This is a genomic window from Corynebacterium urinipleomorphum, from assembly GCF_900155535.1.
In the GTDB taxonomy this organism is placed as follows: domain Bacteria; phylum Actinomycetota; class Actinomycetes; order Mycobacteriales; family Mycobacteriaceae; genus Corynebacterium; species Corynebacterium urinipleomorphum.
On record NZ_LT706963.1, the window covers coordinates 138563 to 161631 of the forward strand.

The following is a 23069-nucleotide window of genomic DNA, read 5'->3' on the forward strand; positions in this document are numbered from 1 at the left end:
TGCGTCTTCCTTCAACTGTTCTCGGTGTCGGCGCCCGCGTCTTCCGCGCCCTCTGCGGCGGCCGCATTCTCCTTGTCGTCAGTTCCGGCCGGCTCTTCGGCGTTCTCAGCATGCTCAGTGTTCTCAGCATGCTCGGCGTTCTCAGCATGCTCAGAGTCAGCGTGGCCAGGCAGGACCGGTTTATCCTTCGCGCGCAGCTGGAGATCGGAGCTGGTCAAAAGGGCTGCGAGCTGATCGAGAGCATCGTGGCAGTCTTGTTCGGAACCGAGGAGGGAGCGGGCGGCGATGGCGATGCCATAGTCGGTGCCGTCGGCGGTGAAGAAGCCGAGCTGGCGGACATGGAAGGATCCGTCGTCGGCATCTGACCAGCCGCCTTTGAACGGCATGTCGGCGATGGTGCCCAGCCCGTAGCTGTGTTCCGCGTCGATCTTGTGCATCTCCTGGATGACGGGGTTGTCGGCGGGGATGGAGGCGAGGTGCTGGGCGTACCGGGCCTGGGCGGGGATGGGCCAGGTGGTGGTGCCAAAGGCAGGCTCCACGTGCACGGAAACACCGGAGGTTGCGATTTCCTCGCCGACTAGGCGGCTCGCTTCCTCGTCGGAGCCGATGCAGCGCCAGAGGGCGAAAGCGGCATCATTGTCGGACCAGTCGATGGCGGCGGTGGTCTGTTCGACGACGAAGTCTCTGTCATCGCAGTGTTCTAGAGCTGTCAGAGCGATCGGGACTTTGATCGTGGACCACGCGGGGAGGGCGCCGCCGGAGCCGGCGTTGGTGGCGTGGGTGCCGTCGTAAAGCGAAAAGCCGATTTGGGTGTTGGTTTGCTCTTCGATCGCGGCGACTTTGCTGTCGAGGTCCTCGAGCCCGTCGATCTGCGAGTCGTCGCCATCAGGCGCGGGGGCGGCCGATTCGGCGGAGGTCTCCGGGGATTGAGGGTCCTGGCTCGAGCACGATCCGAGCGCGAGCGGAAGCACGACCAGGAGAGCTGCGAGGCGGCGCTTCATGTTGACGGGGTTGGTCACAGATGAGCACTCTAGCCCGTTAGTTTCCGTGTTTTCAGTAGGGTTGGGCGCATGGGAGCGTTAGAGGTTGTGGGAAGCGTTGACGGGGCCGTCGATAAGCTGATCGAGCTGTATGCCGCTGCCTGCGATGTTGCGCGCGATGGCGGGGATTACGCGGACGTGCTGTACCCGAAGATCGCGGTGAACATCAAGGAATGGAAGCCGATCGACCGTTCGGAGCCGTTCGGCTACGTCGACGAGGCCGGGGTCTACTCGGCGGCGGTGTCGCGCCCGGACCTGATGTCGGGCTACCTGCGCCACCAGCTGCGGTGCCTCGTGGATAATTACGACGCGGAGATTTCCGTGGGCTACTCCGACATCGGCATCGCGCCCGAGTACATCCGCGGTGCGAAGCGCGGCGCCGACGCGAAAGTTCCGCGCCCCACGCTTGACGACGTCCACGATGCCATCATCGACGGCGACTGGGACGCCTTCCACGGTGCGGAGAAACCCCTATTCCACTTCGGGCCGCAGCGGTTCGACATCGCCTGCGCCCGCATCGAGCACTACACCGGCATCGAGGTGGACTCGGTGCAGAAATTCATCCTGTTCACCAACTACGAGATGCACACGCGCGAGTTCGTGAAATTCGGGCTGAGCCAGCTTGCGGACGACACGACGCGCTACAACGCCCTCATCCTCCCCAACGGTACCCGCATTGAACGCGGCGACGTGGACGGCATCGACGCGCTGGCGATGGACTTGGCCTCGAACTACCAGATGCCGCGCTTCGACCTCGTGGCTGAGGGCAACAACGGCGTGACCATGATCAACATCGGTGTGGGCCCGTCGAACGCGAAAACGATCACTGACTGCCTGGCCGTGCTGCGGCCCGAGTGCTGGATCATGATCGGCCACTGCGCCGGCCTGGACGCCCGCATGCGCATCGGCGACCTCATCCTGGGCAACGCGTACGAGCGCCGCGACCACGTCCTGCACAACCACATAGACCCCGAAACGCCGATCCCCGCGGTGCCGGAAATCCAGCGCACGCTGGAGAAATCCGTGAAGAAGATCTACGGCGACGAAGAGCAGTCGCTCATGCGCACCGGCACCGTCCTGTCCACTGACGACCGCAACTGGGAGTGGCAGGCGCCGCGCGATCTGTGGGAGTGGCTACGCAACTCCACAGCAGCGGCTGTGGACATGGAGTCCTGCACCATCGCCGCCAACGGGTACCGCTACCGGGTGCCGTACGGCACGCTGCTCGCCGTATCCGACTTGCCGCTGCACGCCGTGCCGAAGCTCCCGGCGGCGGCGCAGGCGTTCTACTCCAACTCGAAGGAAGCGCACGTCATGTGCGCGGTGCGCGCGATGGAGCGACTGGCCAAGCACCCGGAGCGTCTGCGCACCCGCAAACTGCGCCGCGCGCAGGGCGAGGTCCCGTTCCGGTGACGCGCTCCAGCTTCCCCGAAAGCTTCCCCGAACCTGAATTCACTGACCCGGCTGTCGAGCTCGCGCACCGCAGCGCAATCCGCTCCATCGAGCGCGTCGTGCACGAGACGGCGGAGCCGACGCCGCCGCAGGAGGCGCTCGAGCACATCGCAGCTCTGCTCCGCGACGGCCCGGCCCTGGTCATCACGGGTGCAGGGGTGTCAACGGCGTCAGGCATCCCGGATTACCGCTCGCCGGGCGGTCGCTTGTCCAAGGGGCGGCCGATGACGTACCAGGAGTTCGCGCATTCCCCGGCGGCGGTGCGCCGCTACTGGGCTCGCGCGTTCGTGGGCATCCGCCAGATGCGCGCCACGTCGCCGAACCGCGCGCATTTCGCGCTGGTGGAGTTGGAGCGGGCAGGGCTGATCAGCGGCATCGTCACGCAGAACGTCGACGGGCTGCACCTCAAAGCCGGCTCCCGCAACGTGATCGCGCTCCACGGGGACATGGAGCATGTCGTGTGCCTCGACTGCGGGTTCAAAGAGGACAGATCGCTTTTCGACGCCCGCCTCCAAGCCTCCAACCCCACCTACCTGCAGTCAGTCTTGGTCACCGATTCCATGATCAACCCCGACGGCGACGTTGAACTGCCGGAGGAGGCCGTCGAAGCCTTCACCATGGTCGCCTGCACCCGGTGCGGGGGCTGGCGCATGAAACCGGATGTGGTGTATTTCGGGGAGAACGTGCCGAGGGAGCGTCGACAAGCGGCTGGCAAATGGTTGGATGCGTCGACATCGCTGCTCGCGGTGGGCACCTCGCTCGCTGTGATGAGCGGGTACCGCCTGGTCCTCGACGCGCGCGCCGCCGGCAAACCCGTCGCCGTGATCAACGGCGGGCCCGGCCGCGCCGACACGAAGGCGGCGACGTTGTGGCGCACCGACGTCGGCGACGCGCTCGACGCGCTTCTCGACGCTCTGGACCTCTAAGCAGCCCCCTTCCCGCCCCGCGCGGTAGTTCGGTTCTGAAACAAACCTGGCAAATCTGGCAAACCCCGGCCCCCGGTGCGCCGTCCACCCGTATTACGGCCGCGTCAGGGTAGCGTTCAAAGGGTGAAAGAGCTGGCAGGACGTATGACCGTGATCGCAAGCCTAAGCGTGCTTGTAGCGCTCATTGCGCTGCGCTACGTCGCCAACTGGAATGTCATGAACAGCGTGTTCAAGACCGATGTGCCGCTGGACCTGTGGATCTACATGCGCGGCGGCGAACGCGTCACCGACGGTGTCAACCTCTACGAGGGCGCCATCTTCAAAGACCTGCCATTCACCTACCCGCCGTTTTCGGGCCTGATCTTCGCATGGGTGAGCGCTCTCGACGATCACACCGTCACCGCGATCTGGCACACCACCACCGTCGTCTGCGCAGCTGCTGTGATCTGGTTCAGTGTGAGACGGCTGAATATCAACGTGAAACGCCCCTCGTTCGTGCTCATCATCCCGCTGCTCACGGTGTTCTTCCTGCTGGGCACTGAGCCTCTCCACGCGACACTGTTCTGGGGGCAGATCAATGTGGTGCTCATGCTGCTGGTGTGCCTCGACTTCCTGCCGCTCAAATACCGCTTGCCGGGCATCGGCGTGGGGCTGGCGGCGGGCATCAAGCTCACGCCGGCGTTCTTCGGTATCCTCTTCCTCATTCAGCGGCGCTGGTGGGCTGCGCTGGGCAGCTTCCTCACATTCCTCGTGACCGTGCTGCTCGGCTTCGTCTTTGTCCCCGACGCGAAAGTCTTCTGGACGGATGCCATCTTCAACTCCAGTCGCGTCGGCGACCACCTCAATCCTGGTGCGCAGTCGCTCAAGTCGGTGCTGGTGCGCAACTTCGGGGTCGAGTCCGGTGCAGTCTGGCTGGTCGTCGTGCTCCTTGTTATCGCTCTGGTCGCTGTCGCTGCGTACTTCGCTGTCGAGCGGGACTGTCTCCCCGTCGCCGTCGGTGTCACCGGCTTTGGTGCGTGCCTTGTCTCCCCGTTCACGTGGTACCACCACTGGGTATGGATCGTGCCGGTGGCCGTGAGCGTCTTCGTCGCCGTGAACCAGGCTGCAGCTCGCTTCACCAGGGAAAACGCCGCGCGATGGCAGGTCGCGGGACTCTTGTCCGTGGGCGCATTGGTGCTTGTCTGCGCGCCGTTCGTCGCAGAGAACGTCCCTTCTAACTTGCTCTGGGAAGACCAACCGGGCGTCGGGTTGTCCTGGATGTACGTGCCTGCGGCGGTGCTGTTCTTGGTCGGCTACGTCGCTTACATGCTGCTGGAGCGGCGAGAAAGACGCTAGAAGCGCTCGGGCAGGGACATCGGGGCTAGGGCAGCAGCTCTAGGGCAGCGACACCGCCAGGGGCTCGCGCAGCAGCGCTAGGGCAGCGTCACCGCCAGGGGCTCACGCAGCACGAGGTCGAGAGCGACCGCGCGGGCGATATCGCGCACCATTTCGCGGTGGGTCGGGATCATGCGCAGGCTGGCATCGGCACCGCCGGGCAGGGTCTGGCGGACAGTGCGGGCGAAGACGGCGGGGGCTTTCGGGTCGTCGAGAAACGCGGACCCGGCAACGACCAGGGTGGAGGCGCCGTGAGCCTCCATCAATTGCGCGGCTACTTCGCCGAGGTCTTCGGCGCGGCGGTCCAGGGCAGAACGGATGGGGGGGTGGGTGTGGGAGAGCTGGACGGCGTCGATAAGCGAATGTCCGTGTTCGATGCTGTCCAGCAATCCGTGCGTGGTCAGGTCCCCGCGGTCGACGGCGATGGGCAGGACGCGTTTGTCTTCGGTGACGGCGGCGCCGATGGAATCGTCCGCGAAGATCGCCATGATGGGCGCGTCGCCGATGATGTCGCCGGACTGGATTTCGGAGCCGATGATCGCCGCTACCGCGGACGACACGGTGACGGGCACGGAGAATTGCTCGTTCAGCTGGTCGCCGATGTTGACGTCGTGCCAGCCGAGGTTGGGTGCGTTGACAACACCGTCGGGGCTGACTGCGCCGGATGTGGTCACGCCGACGGTGGCCAGCGGGCGGTCGAGGTCCGCCATGAGGCGGTTGAGGCCCGCCATGATGTGCTGGATGAAGTCGTCTTGGCTCACGTCCGCGACGGGCAAGTCCACGTCCGCGTCGCGGATCGTGCGGCCTTTGATGTCGAAGAGCGCGATGTACGTGGCGGTCGTTCCCACCGAAATCCCGGCGAAGACGGGCGTGAGCTCGGCGAGTTCCAGCGGAATGATCGGCCGGCCGCGTCCCTGCGATTTCGTGAGGTCCATCCGCTCGTTGACGTAGCCTGCGGACATGAGCGCGGCGATCGCGCGGGTCACCGTGGGCTGCGACAGACCTGTCGCGACAACCAGCTCGCTTCTCGACGTCACCGTGTTCAACCTCACCAAGTGCAAGCACTTCGCGGCGGGGTTGTGGGGGCGCGAGAACGCAGACCACGAGGATTTCATGCATCACATTGTAGAACCCTGGTAGACAATGTTGTCCATTCGGTCCGCGAAAGACTGCACTAAGCGGACTAGTTGGGCGGGGTGCTTCCGGAATGCCCAAACTGCCCCGACAGGGTTAGACTCTGCACTTATGAGTGAACGCGCCCCATCGCTCCTCGACGCTACCTGTGAGGATTTCGTCTACGACCTCGCCGAGCTCTCGCCGACGCTTGCCACGGAGCTCGGCATTCCCGGCCACGACGACCAGCTGCAGGATTTCAGCCCGGAGCACTGGAACGACATCGCCGACCGCATCCGCGACCTCATCGCCGACGTCGATGCGCTTTACGACGGCACTGATGCCTCCGACGACGAAGACGATTTCGACGAAGTCGACTACGTCACCAGCGCGATTCTGCGCGACCGCATGATGGTGGAGCTGGAGCTGCACCACCGCGGAGAGAACCTCCGAATGCTCAACAACGTCACGTCGCCGGTGCAGATCATCCGCAACGCTCTCACCGTGATGCCGAAGGAGACGGAGGAGGACCTGCACAATCTTGCCGAGCGCATGCTGTGCGTGCGGCGGTCGTTGGCCGGCTACCGCGAGTCGTTGGCGGAGGCGGCAGGGCAGGGCGACGTGGCGTCGCAACGCCAAATTGATGCTGTGATCAGTCAGTGCGAGGCTCTCGCTGAGGACGGCTCTTTGCTGGAGTCGATGGGGCTGGACGTCGATTCTGAGCCTGTGTCGCAGGCGAAGTACGCGTTCGCGGAGATGGCTGATTGGCTGTCCACGGAGCTCGCCCCGCTGGCGTCCCACGAGGATTCCGTCGGCCGTGAGCGCTACGAACTGTTCTCCCAGTTCTTCCTCGGCCGCGAGATCGACCTCGACGAGGCGTACACATGGTCGCTCGATGCCCTCGCACAGATCGTGGAGCGACAGCAAGACGTCGCCCGCGACCTCTTCGGCGGAGAATGCACGGCACGCGGCGCTTATCGACGCCTCGATGAAGACCCCCGCTACACACTCACCGACAACGACAAGCTCGTGGAGTGGATGCAGAAGGTCTCCGACCAGATGATCGGGCGCCTCGACGGCGAAATGTTCACACTGCCCGAGGAGATCAAGAACCTCGACTGCCGCGTGGATGCCGCCGGCACCGGCGGAATGATGTACACCCCGCCGTCGGAGGACCTCCTGCGCCCTGGAATCCTCTGGTGGTCCGTACCCCAGGGGCAGGACGGCTTCCACGCCTGGCACGAACTCGCCCGCATCTGCCACGAGGGGGTGCCCGGCCACCACGTCCAGCAGGGAATTGCCATGACCCAGCGCAACACCCTCAACCTGTGGCGCCGCACCCTCAACTGGAACGCCGCGCACGGCGAGGGCTGGGCCGTCTACGCCGAGACATTGATGGAAGACCTGGGCTACTTCGACGACCCCGGCTACCGCATGGGCCTGCTCGACTCCCTCCGCATGCGCCTCGCCCGCGTCGCCGTCGACATCGGCGTCCACCTGCACAAGAAGACTCCCGACGGCACCGGTCACTGGGATGCCTCGTACGCGAAAGCGTTCCTCCGCGACAACACCGCGATGAACGAGCAGAACCTAGGCTTCGAGCTCGACCGCTACATGGGCTGGCCCGGCCAGGCCACCTCCTACGCCCTCGGCTACCGTGACTGGATGGACCTGCGTGAAAAGGCCCGCGAGAAGGGCATGACGCTGCGTGAATTCCATGACAAAGCCCTGCGCCTGGGCTCCATGCCGATGGACATGCTCGCCCGCGAGGTGCTCTGCCGCTAGTTTTCGCGGCTCACACTCGTAGCTCGCGCCCGCCGTTTTCGCGTGCTGCTCCCGCCGCAGTTCTCTGGTCGCGGCGTGGTGCGCCAGCTACCCCCTGCCGTTCTTGTGCCGGTCCATCGCCCGCAGAATCCTCGGTAGGGAGCCGGCGAAGATGAGAATGCAGATCAGCCGGATGAGCTGCAGCGCCACCACTGCTGGGCCGCCCCCGCCTTCCGACGACAGCGCCAGCACCGTTTCGATCGCGCCGGGGCTGGTGGCCAGGTAGCCCTCGAAGAACGTGATGCCCAGCCACTTTGCCACCACGTACCCCATTGCGGCACACGATGCCATGACCACCACGATGAACGTGATGGTGGCTGGCAGCAGCCGCGCGAATCGTTTCAGGGCGGGCACGCTCAAACCGCCGCCGCACGCCCAGCCGATGGACATGAACGCCATGACAGCCAGGGGCTCTGGCGGGGCGATGGGCACGGGCAACACCGCTGTGATGACGGCGGTGAGGATCAGAGGCCCGAACACTGCCGGTGCCGGCAGGTGGACTTTGCGCGCGATCGGGTCGCCGACGAACGCGATTGCGATGACCAACAGCCACATACACCAGGTAGTTTCCAGGCCTTCGGCGTGATTCGCACCGGGGCGTGTGAGGAACGACGCGACGAGTGGCAGCGTCATCGACACCGCCAGCAAACGCAGGTACTGGGTGAGAGCGACGTAGCGCATGTCTGCGCCGAGTTCGGTAGCGAGACTCATCATGATCGACGCCCCGCCGGAGAGCATCGACAGCACGCTGGTCTCGCGGCTGATGCCTTGGGGCCCGGCGTACCGCGCGAGTGAAAGTCCGCCGACGAACCCGATGCCGATGATCACCGCTGCAGACGCGAGTCCAGGCAGCAGGTAGTGCAGCAACTCCGCGGGAGGCACACCCGCCAGGGGCACGGCGGCGAGCACGCCGATAATGCCGCGGCAGAAGTTGTAGAACTTGGCGTTGATCTTCAGCTCACGGCCCGTGCCCAAAGCGGAGATGCCCGACACGACGATCGCGCCCAGGATCCACGCGGCGGGAACGTGCAGGAGGGCAAGCAGGTATCCGAGGAGCACCGAGAGCGGCGCGACTATCATCCATCGGCTGCGTTGTTCCACGTTTCGTCATAGTAGCGTGGGGGCCTATGTTCGCCGTCTTGGTCGCCGCCGCAGCTCTCGCCGGCTGGGTGGATGCGGTGATCGGGGGCGGCGGCTTGATTCTCATCCCGGTGCTCATGGCGGCGACACCGATGCCGCCCGCGGCGATTCTGGCGACGAATAAGCTCGCGGCTGTCTCGGGCACGGCGTCGGCGGCGGTCACGCTCGTGCGCCGCGTGGGCGTACCCCGCCGCACTTGGGGTTACGCGCTCATCGCCGGGGCGCTGTCGGCAGCGGGTGCGCTCGCAGCTTCGCTTATCGACGCCTCCCTGCTCCGCCCCGCCATCCTCGCCCTCCTTATCGCCGTGGGGGTGTTCGTGGCGGTGAAACCGGAGTTCGGGACGGGGTCCGCGGACACGCCTGCAGTGGTGACGCGCAGCCGTGTTCTCGGTGCCGCCGGCTTGGTGGCGGTGATCGGGTTCTACGACGGCACCTTCGGCCCCGGCACCGGAATGTTCCTCATCATGGGGTTCACAGCGTTGTTCGCGCAGAACTTCCTGCGCTCGGCGGCGATGGCGAAGGTGGTCAACACCGCGACAAATATCGGCGCGCTGGGGGTGTTCATCTCAGCCGGGTTCGTCGATTGGCCGCTGGCTCTCGCGCTCGCTGCGGCGAATGTCGCCGGCGCGCAGATCGGTGCCCGGACGGTGCTCGGCGGCGGCGCGAAGCTGGTGCGGTACGCGCTGCTCACGCTGGTTGTCGTGCTGTCGACGTACTTGGCGTTCCAGCTCTGAACGTCCTCTGCGCTCGAGTTGGGCGCGTCTTAGGTTCGTTCTGCGTCCCGGTTTTCGCGCACTGCAACTACCGGCTGAGCCCATAGCCCGCCACAGACTTTCCTCAGGGGGCGGGTCTAGGGTCGTTCCCCATGATTCAAACCAAGACGGCCATGGCGGTCACGGTCGCCCAGTCCGAGGCGGAGCCGGTGGACACCCAGCAGGCCGAAGAGATCGTGGATGCCGTGTTGAGATTCGTCTCCGGCACCACCATCGAGCAGCTGCACATCGTCGCTGACTCGGAATCCCTGCCGGCGCTCGCAGTCGCCATAGCTACTAGGGAGGAGTTGCCGGAGAACCTCACGCTCGTGGAAGCCGGCCACGAACTCGATAACGAATTCGTGGCGGTGTCCTCTGACTTCATCCTGTCAATGACGGGGTGACGGGGTGACGGTGCTGCCCGGTTATTCCAGAACGAGCGACCCGTTGGCCAGGCCCACCACAGCGGCGATCGCGCCGACGATGACAAGGGCGACGACGACCCACTCAAAGGTGTTGAAGGCTTTCTCGTTGTTGGCGCGGCGCGTCCAGAGGTAGGGGATCAGGCCAGGGATGACAGCAAGGGCGCCGAAAAGGACGTAAACGGGGTCGGCGGCGTAGATCAGCCACAACGAGTAGATGAATCCGATGATGCCGATCACCAGGTGGCGGCGGTTGTCGGAGGAGGAGATGGCGGGGCCGGAGTCGTCGAAACGCGATCCTGCGTGCGGGTGCGTCAGGCCTTTGCCGCGCACGGCGAGGAGGACGAGGTAGAGCGCGGAGAAGATGTACGGCAGCAGGTACATGATGGTGGCTAGTTGCACCATCGCGTTATAAGAGGTCTCGTTGGCGAAGAAGAGGATGACGAAGAACTGGACCACCGCGGTGGACACCAGCTGCGCCATGTACGGTGCGCCGGCCTCGTTCGTGTTGGCCAGGCGCTTGGGCAGGAGGCCGTCGGAGGCCATCATCACGATCGGTTCCGCACACAGCATCTGCCAGGAAATGTAGGCACCGAGCACCGACAGGCACAGGCCCACGGAGATGAGCGCGCCGCCCCACGGGCCGACGGCTGCTTCGAGGACCGCGCCCATGGAGTTATCCGGAAGCGCTGCGAGTTCTTCGCGGGTGAGCACGCCGTAGGAAAGCGTGGACACCGCGACGAGCAGGGCCAGCACCGACAGGAAGCCGATGACCGTCGCGCGGCCGACATCCTGGCGGGAGCGCGCCTGCTTGGAGTACACTGACGCGCCCTCGATGCCGATGAAGACCCACACGGTGAACAGCATGATGCCCTGGATCTGCTCCGACAGCGGGATGCCGGAGTTCTCGCCCCAGAAGTCGAGGGTGAACTTGTCCCAGCTGAAGCCCACAAAAGCGATGAGCACGATGAACGCCAAAATGGGAACGAGCTTTGCGATTGTGGTGACCAAGTTCATCAACGCCGCCTGCTTCACGCCGCGGGTGAGCGCGAAGAAGATGCCCCACGTGAGCACGGAGACCGTGAGCGCCATGACCCACGGGTTGTCCTGGTCGAAGAACGGCAGGTAATGGCCGAGCGTACCGAAGAACAGGGTGGCGTAGCCGACCTGCGCCATGACCGAGCCGAGCCAGTAGCCCCAGCCGGAGGTGAAGCCGATGAAGTCGCCCAGGCCCGCGCGCACGTAGGAGTACACGCCGGAATCCAGGTGCGGTTTGCGCCGCGCGAGGATTTGGAACACGAACGCGATAGACAGCATGCCCACACCCGCGATCGCCCAGCCGATGAGCATCGCACCGGGGCTGGCCACGGAGGCGATGTTCTGCGGGAGGGCGAAGATTCCGGATCCGACTGTGGAGCCGATGATGAGGGACACCAGCGTCCAGATGGTCACCGAGTGGGTGCGTTGGCTTTGGGCAGTGCTCATAGGGGTTTAACTTACTTGGTGCCTGCCAAAAGTTGCGAAAACAGGCTAGTCACATCCATTTAATTCCGTATACGATAAGGCCATGGTCAAGCGGACAATCAAGGGTAGAGAGATTACGGACGCACAGATTCAGGCTTGGGCGGACGAGGCGGAAGCGGGGTACGACCCGGCGACACTTCCTCCTGCCCGTCCCGGTCGCCCTTCTGTTGGTGATGGACCTGGATCCGTGGTTCCGGTCCGGCTTGATGAGGCGACAATCACAGCCGTGATGGAAAAAGCGAAAGCAGAGGGGTTTGCTACCAGGTCTGATGCCATCCGGGAAGCGATCAGAAAGTGGATCAGTGCCGCTTGAGATCCACTCATCCGCCCGGAAGCATTACAAACCCCACAAGCTGAACGATGAACTGGTGCTCTACGCGGCTGACCACGTTTTACAGAGTCGCCCGCTCGATGATGAGGAAAACCCTCAACGTTGGTTGATGATTGGGGTTGACCCAGGAGGGAGGCTGATCGAACTGGTTCTCCTGCAGTTCGATGATGGGCGCGAGATAATCATTCACGCAATGAAGGCCCGGAGAAAATATACAGACGAACTCTATTTCTAAGTGCTGTCTTGGTCACATCCGGTTCTTAGTTTTCGCGGTGGCGGTGGCGCTCCAGGGGTCTTCGGGCCAGGGGTGTTTGGGGTAGCGGCCGCGCATTTCTTTGCGTACCTCGGTGTAGGGGCCGTCCCAGAAGCTGGCCAGGTCGTCGGTGACGGCGAGTTCGCGTCCGGCAGGGGAGAGCAGGTGGAACAGCACGCGCACACCGCTGACCTCGGGGGATGAGGAGAGACCGAAGCATTCCTGCAACTTCACGCGCACAATGGGGCGGCCGGTGGAATAGTCCACCCGCGGGTGGGAGCCGCTGGGCACGGTGAGGCGTTCGGGTGCGAGCGTGTCCATGTCGGCGGCCTCGGGCCAGGGCAGTTGCCGCATCAGGGCGGCGCGCATGTCGAGCTTGCGTATCGACGTCCCCCGCGCCAGCTCCCCCACCTCCGGCGAATAGTCGCCCTCGCGCACGTCGGGCCACGGGTCGCCGTAGCGCTCGCGCAGGAAGAAGAGGCGGTCGCGCAGGCGCTGGGCATTCTCGTCGAGGGGGAAGTCGTCGAAGTCGATCCGGATGCCGGCGAGAGCTTCCTGCGCCTCGGCGGGGGAAAGAGTGATGGGGGTGGAAGTCAGCTCGATTGCGCCGATGGAGGTGAGGCGGCGGGAGCGGAGGCGGCCGTCGATAAGCGATGCTGTGGTGGACTCTTCGACGCGGTTGGCGGGGAACTCTGTGGCGGCTGCTGCGCGGATGACGGCGCCTTTGGCGGTGAGCTGGATTTCGGCCGCGGCGAGCCAGTCGCTCGGCGGGATCGTGGTGTCGAGGGTGGCGCGCGTGCCGCTGGCCAGGAGGTATTCGCGGTTGCCGAGGTGTTTACCCACCCAGTCGGGATAGGCGGTGGCGATGACCTCGCCGGGCGGGACCGGGGCGGTGTCGGGCACCATTCGGGCGTAGCGGTCGACCTGTCGCTGGGGAGCGTGAGCGCGGGCGAGGTCGCCGCTGGCACTTTCTGCGAGCGCGGCGACGGTGCGCGCGGCGCCGGAACCGTGCTGAAGGAGAGCAGCGCCCAGACGTGGATCCAGCGGCATCGCGGCGAGCTCCTCGCCAAGCGCCGTGATCCCGTTATCGTCGAGCGCGCCAAGGGAACGCAGGGTGCGCTGGGCGTCGGCAAGCGCGTTCGCGGGAGGCGGGGTGAGCAGCGGCAGGTCGGGCGAGCCCCACGCCGCGAGAGTCAGCGCGGCGGAGGTGAGGTCCGCGGTGGTGATCTCCGGGGCGATGTCGGCGTTGAAGTGCTGGTAATCGGATTGCGAGTACGCGCGAAGGACCTCCCCGGGCCCGAGACGCCCAGCGCGTCCCGCACGCTGGTCGGCGCTCGTCTTCGCCGCGGACACAGTGACCAGGCCGGTCATGGCGCGGGCAGCGTCGCGGCGGGGGACGCGGGACAGGCCGGCATCCACGACGCGGTTGACGCCCGGCACTGTGATGGAGCTTTCCGCGATGGAGGTAGCCACGACGACCTGCGCTTTCCCGTTCAACGCTTCATCTTGTTCCACGTTGCTCAGCCGCCCGTGCATCGGTGCGGCACTGGGCAGCTGCGAGCACACCATGTCCACTTCGCGGGCGCCGGGCACGAAGACGAGGGTGCGCCCATCCCGGCCGTTAGGCGCTTGGTTCGCGGCGAGGTCAGCGACGTGACGGTAGAACTCCCGCGACCCCTCCGCGCGGCCGGGGTGCGGATGGTAGCTCACGTCCAGCGGATGCGTGACGGCCTCGGTGGACAGAATCTGCGCGCCCATGTGGGCGGCGAGAGCTTCCGCGTCAAGGGTCGCGGACATGGCGGCGAGGTAGAGGTCCTCGCGCAGGAACGCCACTTCCATCGCCATGGCCAGCACCAGGTCGGTGTCCAGTTGGCGCTCGTGGACCTCGTCGATGACCACGGCGCCGACACCGGTCAGTTCCGGGTCCTTGAGAAGGCGGTTGAGCAGGACGCCTGGGGTGACGAACTCCACGAGTGAACCATCTTTGTGCTCGCCGCGAATGGAGTAGCCGACGCGGTCGCCTAAGGGTGTGCCGTCGAGAAACGCGAGCCTGCGGGCAGCGGCACGCACCGCGACGCGCCTGGGCGCGGTGACCAACGTGATGCCGCTGCTGGCGGTGAGGTTGCTGATTGCCGGCGGCAACAGCGTCGTCTTACCTGTGCCCGGCGGCGCCTCGACCACCAGCGGGCCGCGCGCCGGGAGGTTCCCGATGACATCCGAGACCGGGAGGCCTGCGCCGATGGTGGAAAGGTCGAACCTGTCGATCATGGTGCACCCAATCTACCGCAGCCCGTGAATGCTTACTGAAGTGCGCATTCGCCCCTTAATTTCGCTGCGGAGCACCGCTAATGTCGCGGGCGAGGGGGGAATGAACATGACAATTCACAGCTACACGATCATTTATCAACCAGACACGGACACCGACTACGAGTACCCGGCCGGGATCATGGCCATCACCGCGGAGACGGGGGAGACGCTCTTCGTTGGGCTACCCGCGGACCACCCGGCGGCACCGGTAGGGCACGACGAAACGGTCGCCGACGAGATCATGGAGTTCTTCGAGGAGATTAAGGGTTGGCTTGTCGCCCTGGACCGCGGGGAGAGGGCAGAGCTTATCGACGATCCCTTGGACCACGCCCACCATATCCACCTCGAACCGAACCCGGAGATCGAGGCAGACGACCTAGACACCGGTACGATCACGCTGCTTAGCCGCCACGTGTTGGAGGAGCTTGGGTACGTTGAGTCGCTGTACCAGACGTTTTGCATCGTCTACCGGGTGAGCGAGTACGAGGGCTACCCGTTGGCTATCTTCGCCCAGGATGTGTCTGGCGGGGGTTTGGAAGGAATGGTCATCGGCAAACCCAACCCGTACCTGCCGCGATTGTCGCGCCAGCAGCGCCGCGCCATCGACCGGGAGATGACCAAGTTCGCCCGTAAATTCGTGCGCGGTGACATCCAGGCCGCTTTCGCAGGGCTGGACCGCCCGCGGTTCGGGGTGTTCACCATCGACGACTATCAGGCAGTTTCACCGGAGCATGCCGTTGAGCAAGCGGTGGCGGATCTGGACGAGATTCACTTCGGCGCGGCCGGCAGAGGTGAGGACCTGGCGAGCTAGCAGAACCTGGGCGAACGAACGCGACCTAGCGGCGGGTGCCCGTGCCCGTGCTCGTTAGTCCAGCGAACGGATGAGCTTTGCCGGCACTCCGCCGACTAGTGAGTTGTCCGGCACATCCTTGGTCACCACCGCACCGGCGGCGACGACGCAATTGTCGCCCACAGTCACGCCGGGCATGACCATCGCGCCAGCGCCGAACCAGCAGTTGTCGCCGATGGTGACGGGGCGGCCGCGCTCCCAGCCGTCGGCACGCGCTTGTGCGTCGTTCACGGGGTGCTCGACGGTGATGAGCTGGCAGCCGGGGCCGAAGAGGGTGTTTGCACCCACCGTCACCTCGGCGATGTCCAGGATGACGCAGTTGTAGTTGAGGAAGCAGTGTTCGCCGAAGCTGGTGTTCAAACCGAATTCCACGTGCAGCGGCGCGAATACGCCGGGGACCGCGGAACCCGGCGCGAAGATCTCGGCCAGCAGCTCCTTCGCACGCGCCTGGTCGGTGTTGCCAAGGGCGTTGAGCTCCCGGATACGCTCCCACGCGGCCGCGTGCGCTGCGTCGATTTCCTCAGAACCCGGTGTGTACCAGCGGGAGGAGCGGAGGTCGGAGAGGGTGGGGTTTGCGGTGCCGTCGTCAAGCGTGCTCATGCGCGCCAGGCTACATGCGTGCCCTAAACTAGACGCGTGTCACAGATTCGCGCCCGCGCATGCTTTACGCTGGGCGCGTTGTTGTGCGCGGGGCTGACGGGGTGCGCGGGGCAGGCGGCTCCGGCGCAGGATGAGCTGATGTTCAGCGATGTGCGATCGCAAGCCAGCCCGCTCGCCAACGACAAACGCGTCGCGTACTACGTTCGCGCTGCGAGCGGGGAAGAACCGTCCGAGCCGCTATGTGACGGCCGCGGCATTCTTATCCTTGGCACCGTCCGGATGTGGTCGGGTTTCGTGCGGGAAATGCTGGCGCAAGAATTGGCGAAGTCGCCGCGTGCCGAGTTCACGTACCCGGGCCAATGCGCGTCGCTGAGGGAACGCGAGCGCGAGGGCGATGACCCGTTGTATCCCGTTTACATCGATTTCGGCCACGATTACGACGCGTTGTGCGCGGCGGCGCCCGAGTACCTGAACTCCATGCCGCGGCTGCTGACCAACGAGGATGAATATGTCACGCCCTGCAGCGCATAGGACGGAACTCGTGCGCACGGACGCCGGCACGGGCGGTGGCGAAAGCGCCCTGAGCAGTGCAAATACCTCGCTCACCGTCGCGGAGCTCGGCCTCGCCGGGTACGACGTTGAGCGCGTCGTGGGCCGCGGCGGAATGGGCACGGTGTACTTGGCTAAGCACCGGAAGCTCGGCCGCGAGGTAGCGGTGAAGGCGCTGTCGCCGGTGCTGAGCCAGGACCCGGTGGCGATGGCGCGTTTCGACAACGAGATGGTCACCATGGCCGGGCTCGACTGCCCGTCGATCGCCCGGATTCACGACGGCTCCGTAACCCCGTCCGGTGTCCCGTATTTCGTGATGGATTTCATCGACGGGCCGTCGCTCGCGGAGACCATCGAGGCATCTGATCGTCCGTTCACGGTTGAGGAGACCGTCGATATCTTGCGCCCCATCGCGGAGGCACTCGATTACCTGCACGACTCGAATGAGCGGGATCCGATCGTGCACCGCGACGTGAAGCCGGAGAATATCCTGCTCGCCGAGACAGGTGCGGTGCTCACCGACTTCGGTATTTCATACATTGCGCAGGACACCCGCCTGACGGTCGAGGGCATCGTCGTGGGCACCAACATGTATATGGCGCCTGAACTCTACCTTCCCGGCGCTGCGGCCTCGCCCGCGGCGGACAATTACGCGCTGGCGCTCATCGCGTACGAGATGCTCACCGGCACGCCGTTCTACCGCACGATCAGCCCCGAAGCATGGTGCGGCCCGCGCCCGACCGCGCAGCTCGAGGACACCATTTTCGCGACCGCGCTCGCGAACGACCCCGCGGACCGGTACCCGAACGCGCGATCGTTCATCAACGAGCTTTCGCTTATCGACGCCACCCCACACCCCCACCCCCTCTCCTCCCTCCCCGTGCACCGCACTGGCTCTTCCGGCCCCTCCGGACATCCGCGCACTTCCCGTGCCGCCAGTCTTCTTCTTTTATCGCGACGTCCCGGGTCATCCCGCGGCAGATCAGCCCTTGCTTTCGCGCTGGCCGGTTGCCTCGCCGCTGTTGTGAGCGCCGCGGCACTGTCCCTCACGGGTTCTGAATGGGCGGGCGGTGAACAGCGCATCGCCGAGACCTTCCCCGAATTGGTGTCCGAGGGAAACGGCGGGACAGGCTGGATGGACGCGAGGTGCACCACAGGGGTGCGCGAGATGGGTCAGCAGGGAAAGATCGCGTGCAGCTCTAGCAGCGTGAACTTCTCCGTCGCCGACTACGGCACGGCCGAGGAGCGCAGCGGCAGCGTCGACTGGCCCGAGGAGTCGAACTTCACCCCCACGCGCTGCTTCACCAAAGCCGATGTGACACCGATGAGCTCTCAAGTGGAGAAAACGCCGCTGCGCTTCGCCGTGCTGCCCGCAGCCCCGAACGATGGCTTCGCCGTACTCATCGGCGGCGACAAAGCCGAGGAGCTCATCGCTGATATACCGGTGTGTCCGTCCACCAATCACGCAGACGGAACACCAAAGCACGAGAGCCCATAACTCGCAGAGGCAGGAGCCGAACCGAAGTCGAAAAAGCTCAAACGGCTCCCACTTACACAAGTGGAAGCCGTAGAGATGACGGGGCTCGATCCGAAAAAGGTTGAACCCTAGAACTTGATGAGGCCTTGGGAGAGAGCAAATCCTCCGATACCAGCGAGAAGAGTCAGAGCGATGCCGGTGCCGACCAAGATGTCGTGGGTGGTACCGAGCTTGTAGCCGTTATTGGCATCGTTCCGGAAGGAACTCGTTCTAGCGGCACCGAGGTCTGCCTTTGTAGTTTCGTTACCAAAATTGAAGAGGCCGGCCTCAGAGGACGCCATAGCTGGGCCTGAGATTCCTTCGCCTTTGCTGAGCACTTCACGGGCAACCATTCGAAGGACGTAACCGGCGAGCTCGGTGTCATTTACTTCCGAAGACGAATCCTTGTGGAAGCCAGGGTCAGCAAACTCGTATGCGCTGGCGTCGGGGGCGACGGCGAGGGACAGGGCGGTAGCAGCGGCGACGGTGGCTGCGGTGAGACGACGCTTCATAGCGACTCCTTTGAGGGAAGGAACTTTGGGAAAACCTGCCAAAAACTTTGGCTTAAATTCAAAATAAGTTCCTTAAAGCATTAGATCAATAAGCCCGGGGGTTAGTCCCCACATGTCTTGAAGCTCGGGCCAGGCGATACTTATATGGGGTGTAATTTCCTCGTAAAACTAAGCTCATTCGGCACTAATCTCCCGGGAGGGGGTATCCGAGGGCTTTCGCATACTGGGGGAACGAACAGTGAAGCAGGTGCCGCTCGGACGCGAGGGGCGCAACGCAAATGCGGAAGGATATCGGAGTGCTTGCTCGGGGCGATTTGCTAGTCGAAGAAAGCGACCAGAATAGACTCACGCTGTCACCGCGTCGCGAGATCACCGTGGGGCGTAGCGCGGACTTCCCAGTAGGCATTGATGATCCAGCCATGCACCGCCGCTTCCTGCACATCTGGAATTCGGATGGGGATTGGCTGATACAGAACGTCGGCAACCAGATAACCGCGAAAATCCATCCCGAGGGCAATATCCAGTTTCTTCCGCAACGTCTGGCCCCCGGTGATTTTGCGTATATACCGGCGGGTAAGTCGTCGATCGCATGGGCCACAAAGAATGCGCGGTACGGATTGACCTTGACCAACGCGAGCGTGATTAGACGCCCGCAAATGAAGCCGTCGAGTGATTTCCGGGCAACTGCGGAGAATTTTCTGCCCTCCTCTGAGCAACAGCAGCTTCTTGATGCCCTCGCTAAACCCGTGCGCGACAACCCATTCGCGGAGCTGCACACCGTGGTGCCCACTGTGGAGGAGCTGGCCGGGGAGCTCGGCTGGACCAAGAAGAAGACGGAGCAAAAGATCCTCCGCATCGTCGATGCGCTAGAGCGTGCAGGGGTGCCCGAGTTCCAGCGCAGTGAGAACCGGGTGCCGTGGCGCGTGCTGCTCGCGCGGTTCGCTTACGAGCAGGGTGAGCGAATCGAATAGCCCGACAGGGCAGGGGCACACGCTAGACTGCACACCATGAGCAAAATCGCAGTAGTCACCGGCGGCTCCGCGGGGATCGGAGAAGCAGCGGCGAGGGCATTGGCTGCCGACGGCTGGACCGTCTACGTCTGCGCGCGCCGCAAAGAGCTGTGCGACCGGATCGCCGAGGAGATCGGCGGGGTCGGGGTGGAGCTGGATGTGACGGATCAGGGGAGCGTCGATAAGCTCGCTGCTTCGCTTGATCGCGTGGACCTGCTGGTGAACAACGCCGGCGGTGCGCGCGGGCTCGACCCGCTGCGTGAGGCGAAGCCCGAGGACTGGGACTGGATGTACCAGACGAACGTGCTGGGCACGGTGCGTGTGACCAAGGCGCTGTACCCGGCGATCGTCGCGGCGGAGGGCTTGGTCATCAACGTGGGTTCCGTCGCCGGCTGGGATGCCTATGTGGGCGGGTCTGGCTACAACGCGGCGAAATTCGGGCTGCGTGCGCTCACGCGCGCTTTTCGACGCGAAGAGGTCGATGCCCCCATCCGCATCACCGAGATCGACCCGGGCCGCGTGAAAACGGACTTCGCCTTCAACCGCTTCGGCGACGAGGAGCGCGCCGCGGAAGTCTATGACGGCAAGCTCAACCTCACCGCTGACGACATTGCTGAGGCGATCCGGTGGGTGGCGTCGCTGCCGCCGCACGTCAATATTGACACGATGAACATCATGCCGCGCGACCAGGCGGAACGTTAATGGGTTTCGCTGATCTGCTAGCGCTTGTCGGCATCTGGGTTGCCGCGATAGCCAGCCCCGGCCCTGACGTCGTGCAAATCACGCGGCTAGGCGTGAAGTCCCGCGTGGCCGGTGTGGCGTGCGCGGTGGGAATCATGGCGGGCAACACGTTGTGGATTGCCGCGTCGCTGCTGGGTCTCAGCGCGCTCATCCAGGCGGTGCCGGAGGTGCTCGCTGTCTTGCAGCTCGTCGGCGGCGCCTACCTGCTGTACATGGGTGTGGGTGCCGTGCGCGCCGGGTTGGCCGCGCGTCAGGGGGCACTGGCCATGGCGGAGAACGCGGATGCGGGTTCGGGCGGCGCTCCCGTCGTTGGTTCTGCACCGTCGACCGGCAAGGCGTTCGGCATCGGCGTGGCCACCAACCTGTCCAACCCGAAGGCGGTGCTGTTCTTCGGAGCGGTCTTTGCGCAGTTCGTGCGCCCCGGTATGGGGTGGGAGTGGATGTTGGCCATCCTGCTCACCCTCGTGGTCATCGGTTTTGCGTGGTTCGTCGGGTTCGCACTACTGGTGGACACCTTCGCCGGGTTCCTGGAACGGCACGGGCACGTCGTCGACATTGTGACGGGCCTGATCTTCATTGCCTTGGCGGTGTGGATGGTCGTTGAGGGCGCATCCACCCTCATCGCGCACCTCGCCGCGATTTAATTTCAGCTTCCTTCCGGGAGCGACTTCTGCCCCAGTAATGCGCTGGAATACCTGGGGTCACGAGCGACTAGGCAGCGCGGAAACAGCGCCGGCTGGCGGGAAGATCATGCCATTTCTTCCGGTTAGTTGCCGGGGCCACCTGGTTGTAAAACAAGAGCGTGAAGAAGCTTTGGGCGATGATTCTCGCTCTCGTGATTGCTGTTGGTGCCGCCCCCGCGGCGGAAGCGATGGACGTGAAGCCGGACGCGGCGGGCGGCCGCACCGCCGTCGCTGTTTACCACCCGGACGGCTCGTGGACCGGCTCGCGCGATGCGCACCAGCCGCGTCCCGCGTTGTCCCTGTCCAAGCTCTACCTCGGGTACTGGGTGCTCCGCTACGGCCACCCCGGGGACAAAGGGCAGGTGGAACACATGATCCGGGTGTCGTCGGATTCCATCGCGGCGCACCTCGACCGGAAGTACCCCCAGGCCATCGACGCGGTGGCGCGTGATTTCGGGTTGCGGAACACGGCCCGCCGCGGCCGGTGGGGCAACACCGCGACATCGGCGTACGACGTGGCTAAATTCGTCAGCGTGATCCGCAACGACCCGGTGGCCGCGCCGATTATCCGTGGCATGCGCACGGCCGCACCGGTCGCCCAGGACGGCTACCGGCAGGATTACGGCACGTCGCGTCTGCCGGGGGCGGAGGGCACGAAATTCGGCTGGTCCGACAACCGCTGGTCCTACACCGCCAGCGTCAGCTTCGGTCCAGGTTGGACGGCGGCGGCGATGACAGTCGGCGACAAGCACGCAAACACTAACGATGCGTTGGCACTCATCGACCCGAACTTGCCGTGGCGGGCACCGGCAACGAGTTCCCTTGGCCCGTACAGTGTGCCGCTGGTCCCGTTGCGCGATATTCTCCCGCCGCAGGTCCCGTACCAGATCCGTGACGCGGTGCCGCCGAGCATTCTCGTCCCGGCTGGCCCGCCGACGGGTCCGGGACTGCCCGGATAGAATCGCTGGCATATGGATATCAGCATTAGCAGCAGCAGCATTAAGCTCGGTCAATTCCTGAAACTGGCCAACCTCGTGGAAACAGGCGGGCACGCGAAGGAGCTCATCTCTTCAGGCGAGGTCGCAGTCAACGGCGACACCGTCACAGCGAGGGGGCACGAGCTTATCGACGGCGACGTGGTCTCCATCCCCTCCGCCAGCGTCACCGCGACTGTGGTGGCTGACGGTGGCGACGGCGAGAACGACTACTTCGACGAGCGCACCGCCAACGACGATTTCGACCCGGAGAAGTGGAGGAACCTCTAACCCATGCCAGCTTTTGAGGCCCGGGAGGGCATGCCGTACTGGATTGACCTGCTGTCGTCGGAAACGCGGAAATCCGCGTATTTCTACTCGCGGATCCTGGGCTGGGATGTCCAGGAAGGGGACTACCGCATCGCACGCCTGCAGGGAATGCCGGTTGCGGGGATGGTGCCGCAGGACACGATGCCGGATGCGTGGGTGACGTACTTCCTGTCCACGGACATCGGGCGTGACGCGCAACGCGTGGCAGAACTCGGTGGACGCGTGCTGGCGGAGCCGCAGCAGGTCTCCCTTGGCACGATGGCGCTGTGCGCGGACAACGCCGGAGGTTGGTTCGGCCTTTTCCAGCCAGAAGGAGAGGATTCCTTCGTTGCGGCCGGTGAGCCGGGGACGCCGGTGTGGCACGAATGCACGTGCACTGGGGACGTGGAGAAGCTCGCTGCCTTTTATGGCGAGTTGTTCAACTGGGACATTGTGGACAATGACGGCTACCTACTGGCCATGCAGGACGGTGCCGCCTTCGCCGGAATCTGGGACGCACGCGAGCAGATTCCGGCGGACGTGCCCAGCTTCTGGCGTTCCTACCTGGGTGTGGCGAATGTGGCGGAGACCTGCTCGCGCATCGAGGAATTCGGCGGAGAGATTCTGCGCGGACCCGAGAATTCCCCGTTCGGTCTGCTGCTCACCGCTGTGGATCCGACGGGTGCTGTGGTGACGTTGTGCGAGGTCGACGAGCCGGTCGACGAAGACACACTCGACGAGGGCGACTCCATCCTGCACCTCTAGCCCCGTCCCAGCCTCCGTCCCAGCTCGGTCCTGACGCCTGCCCGTTCAGCTGGCTGTGAACGGTGAATTCCCAGTGTGCGCGTTCCAGTGCATAATGAGCTC

The 23069-nt window shown here is 64.6% G+C and carries 24 protein-coding genes; 17 read left to right on the forward strand and 7 right to left on the reverse strand.

Annotated features, from left to right (window positions below):
* Positions 1-11: 11 nt before the first annotated feature.
* On the reverse strand, positions 12-1019 hold the full coding sequence (locus CZ338_RS03485) for a serine hydrolase (RefSeq protein ID WP_087116925.1): 1008 nt from the start codon (positions 1017-1019) through the stop codon (positions 12-14).
* Between the two features lie 51 nt (positions 1020-1070).
* Between CZ338_RS03485 and amn the strand changes: the two genes are divergently transcribed.
* The 3 genes from amn (at position 1071) to CZ338_RS03500 (ending at position 4753) form a co-directional block, all read left to right on the forward strand.
* Positions 1071-2453, forward strand: a complete 1383-nt coding sequence (gene amn / locus CZ338_RS03490) for an AMP nucleosidase (protein ID WP_087116926.1) — start codon at positions 1071-1073, stop codon at positions 2451-2453.
* Entirely contained in the window at positions 2450-3418 is a 969-nt protein-coding gene (locus tag CZ338_RS03495) for a Sir2 family NAD-dependent protein deacetylase (protein ID WP_087116927.1), read from the forward strand. Before amn ends, CZ338_RS03495 begins: the two co-directional genes overlap by 4 nt.
* A 150-nt stretch (positions 3419-3568) precedes the next feature.
* Entirely contained in the window at positions 3569-4753 is a 1185-nt protein-coding gene (locus CZ338_RS03500) for a glycosyltransferase 87 family protein (RefSeq protein WP_162287300.1), read from the forward strand.
* Positions 4754-4830: 77 nt separating this feature from the next.
* Here CZ338_RS03500 and CZ338_RS03505 read toward each other — a convergent pair whose 3' ends face one another.
* Positions 4831-5907, reverse strand: a complete 1077-nt coding sequence (locus CZ338_RS03505; RefSeq protein ID WP_087116929.1) for an ROK family transcriptional regulator — start codon at positions 5905-5907, stop codon at positions 4831-4833.
* 130 nt (positions 5908-6037) lie between these two features.
* On the opposite strand from CZ338_RS03505, the gene CZ338_RS03510 reads away from it, so the two are divergent.
* Positions 6038-7690, forward strand: coding sequence for a DUF885 domain-containing protein (locus tag CZ338_RS03510; RefSeq protein ID WP_087116930.1), 1653 nt, complete (start codon positions 6038-6040; stop codon positions 7688-7690).
* An 87-nt stretch (positions 7691-7777) separates the two neighbouring features.
* On the opposite strand, the gene CZ338_RS03515 is transcribed toward CZ338_RS03510, so the two are convergent.
* On the reverse strand, positions 7778-8830 hold the full coding sequence (locus CZ338_RS03515) for an AbrB family transcriptional regulator (protein ID WP_235839418.1): 1053 nt from the start codon (positions 8828-8830) through the stop codon (positions 7778-7780).
* 26 nt (positions 8831-8856) lie between these two features.
* Between CZ338_RS03515 and CZ338_RS03520 the strand changes: the two genes are divergently transcribed.
* Both CZ338_RS03520 and CZ338_RS03525 read left to right on the forward strand, forming a co-directional pair.
* A complete protein-coding gene (locus CZ338_RS03520; RefSeq protein ID WP_087116932.1) occupies positions 8857-9603 on the forward strand; it encodes a TSUP family transporter in 747 nt (248 codons plus the stop codon).
* Between the two features lie 131 nt (positions 9604-9734).
* Complete coding sequence (locus tag CZ338_RS03525; RefSeq protein ID WP_087116933.1) at positions 9735-10025, forward strand: hypothetical protein; 291 nt, start codon at positions 9735-9737, stop codon at positions 10023-10025.
* Positions 10026-10046: 21 nt separating this feature from the next.
* On the opposite strand, the gene CZ338_RS03530 is transcribed toward CZ338_RS03525, so the two are convergent.
* Positions 10047-11528 carry an amino acid permease gene (locus CZ338_RS03530; protein WP_087116934.1) on the reverse strand — a complete coding sequence of 494 codons (1482 nt, stop codon included), beginning with the start codon at positions 11526-11528 and terminating at the stop codon, positions 10047-10049.
* Between the two features lie 82 nt (positions 11529-11610).
* On the opposite strand from CZ338_RS03530, the gene CZ338_RS03535 reads away from it, so the two are divergent.
* Positions 11611-11880: a ribbon-helix-helix domain-containing protein gene (locus tag CZ338_RS03535; RefSeq protein WP_087116935.1), complete on the forward strand. Its 270-nt coding sequence runs from the start codon at positions 11611-11613 to the stop codon at positions 11878-11880.
* Complete coding sequence (locus CZ338_RS03540) at positions 11870-12133, forward strand: toxin (RefSeq protein WP_087116936.1); 264 nt, start codon at positions 11870-11872, stop codon at positions 12131-12133. Before CZ338_RS03535 ends, CZ338_RS03540 begins: the two co-directional genes overlap by 11 nt.
* A gap of 12 nt (positions 12134-12145) precedes the next feature.
* Here CZ338_RS03540 and CZ338_RS03545 read toward each other — a convergent pair whose 3' ends face one another.
* Positions 12146-14419 carry an ATP-dependent RNA helicase gene (locus CZ338_RS03545; protein WP_087116937.1) on the reverse strand — a complete coding sequence of 758 codons (2274 nt, stop codon included), beginning with the start codon at positions 14417-14419 and terminating at the stop codon, positions 12146-12148.
* Positions 14420-14525: 106 nt separating this feature from the next.
* Between CZ338_RS03545 and CZ338_RS03550 the strand changes: the two genes are divergently transcribed.
* A complete protein-coding gene (locus tag CZ338_RS03550; protein WP_143341246.1) occupies positions 14526-15269 on the forward strand; it encodes a hypothetical protein in 744 nt (247 codons plus the stop codon).
* A gap of 54 nt (positions 15270-15323) precedes the next feature.
* On the opposite strand, the gene CZ338_RS03555 is transcribed toward CZ338_RS03550, so the two are convergent.
* Positions 15324-15908, reverse strand: a complete 585-nt coding sequence (locus tag CZ338_RS03555) for a sugar O-acetyltransferase (RefSeq protein WP_087116939.1) — start codon at positions 15906-15908, stop codon at positions 15324-15326.
* A gap of 36 nt (positions 15909-15944) precedes the next feature.
* Between CZ338_RS03555 and CZ338_RS03560 the strand changes: the two genes are divergently transcribed.
* Both CZ338_RS03560 and CZ338_RS03565 read left to right on the forward strand, forming a co-directional pair.
* Entirely contained in the window at positions 15945-16439 is a 495-nt protein-coding gene (locus tag CZ338_RS03560) for a hypothetical protein (RefSeq protein WP_143341247.1), read from the forward strand.
* On the forward strand, positions 16417-17955 hold the full coding sequence (locus tag CZ338_RS03565) for a serine/threonine-protein kinase (RefSeq protein ID WP_162287301.1): 1539 nt from the start codon (positions 16417-16419) through the stop codon (positions 17953-17955). Before CZ338_RS03560 ends, CZ338_RS03565 begins: the two co-directional genes overlap by 23 nt.
* Positions 17956-18062: 107 nt before the next feature.
* Here CZ338_RS03565 and CZ338_RS03570 read toward each other — a convergent pair whose 3' ends face one another.
* Positions 18063-18485 carry a hypothetical protein gene (locus tag CZ338_RS03570; RefSeq protein WP_087116942.1) on the reverse strand — a complete coding sequence of 141 codons (423 nt, stop codon included), beginning with the start codon at positions 18483-18485 and terminating at the stop codon, positions 18063-18065.
* Between the two features lie 278 nt (positions 18486-18763).
* Here CZ338_RS03570 and CZ338_RS03575 point away from each other — a divergent pair, with 278 nt between their 5' ends.
* The 6 genes from CZ338_RS03575 to CZ338_RS03600 all read left to right on the forward strand — a co-directional run bounded on the left by CZ338_RS03575 (position 18764) and on the right by CZ338_RS03600 (position 22967).
* The gene (locus CZ338_RS03575) at positions 18764-19456 is read left to right on the forward strand and encodes an FHA domain-containing protein (RefSeq protein WP_087116943.1); all 693 of its coding nucleotides are present in this window, start codon (positions 18764-18766) and stop codon (positions 19454-19456) included.
* A 36-nt stretch (positions 19457-19492) separates the two neighbouring features.
* Entirely contained in the window at positions 19493-20197 is a 705-nt protein-coding gene (locus CZ338_RS03580) for an SDR family NAD(P)-dependent oxidoreductase (protein ID WP_087116944.1), read from the forward strand.
* Positions 20197-20880 (forward strand): LysE family translocator, encoded by a 684-nt coding sequence (locus CZ338_RS03585; RefSeq protein ID WP_087116945.1) that lies wholly within the window; start codon positions 20197-20199, stop codon positions 20878-20880. The genes CZ338_RS03580 and CZ338_RS03585 overlap by 1 nt, the downstream gene beginning before the upstream one ends.
* Positions 20881-21038: 158 nt before the next feature.
* Positions 21039-21878, forward strand: coding sequence for a serine hydrolase (locus CZ338_RS03590; RefSeq protein WP_235839420.1), 840 nt, complete (start codon positions 21039-21041; stop codon positions 21876-21878).
* 12 nt (positions 21879-21890) lie between these two features.
* Positions 21891-22184 carry an RNA-binding S4 domain-containing protein gene (locus CZ338_RS03595; protein WP_087116946.1) on the forward strand — a complete coding sequence of 98 codons (294 nt, stop codon included), beginning with the start codon at positions 21891-21893 and terminating at the stop codon, positions 22182-22184.
* A gap of 3 nt (positions 22185-22187) precedes the next feature.
* A complete protein-coding gene (locus CZ338_RS03600) occupies positions 22188-22967 on the forward strand; it encodes a VOC family protein (RefSeq protein WP_087116947.1) in 780 nt (259 codons plus the stop codon).
* The last annotated feature ends 102 nt before the right edge of the window (positions 22968-23069 follow it).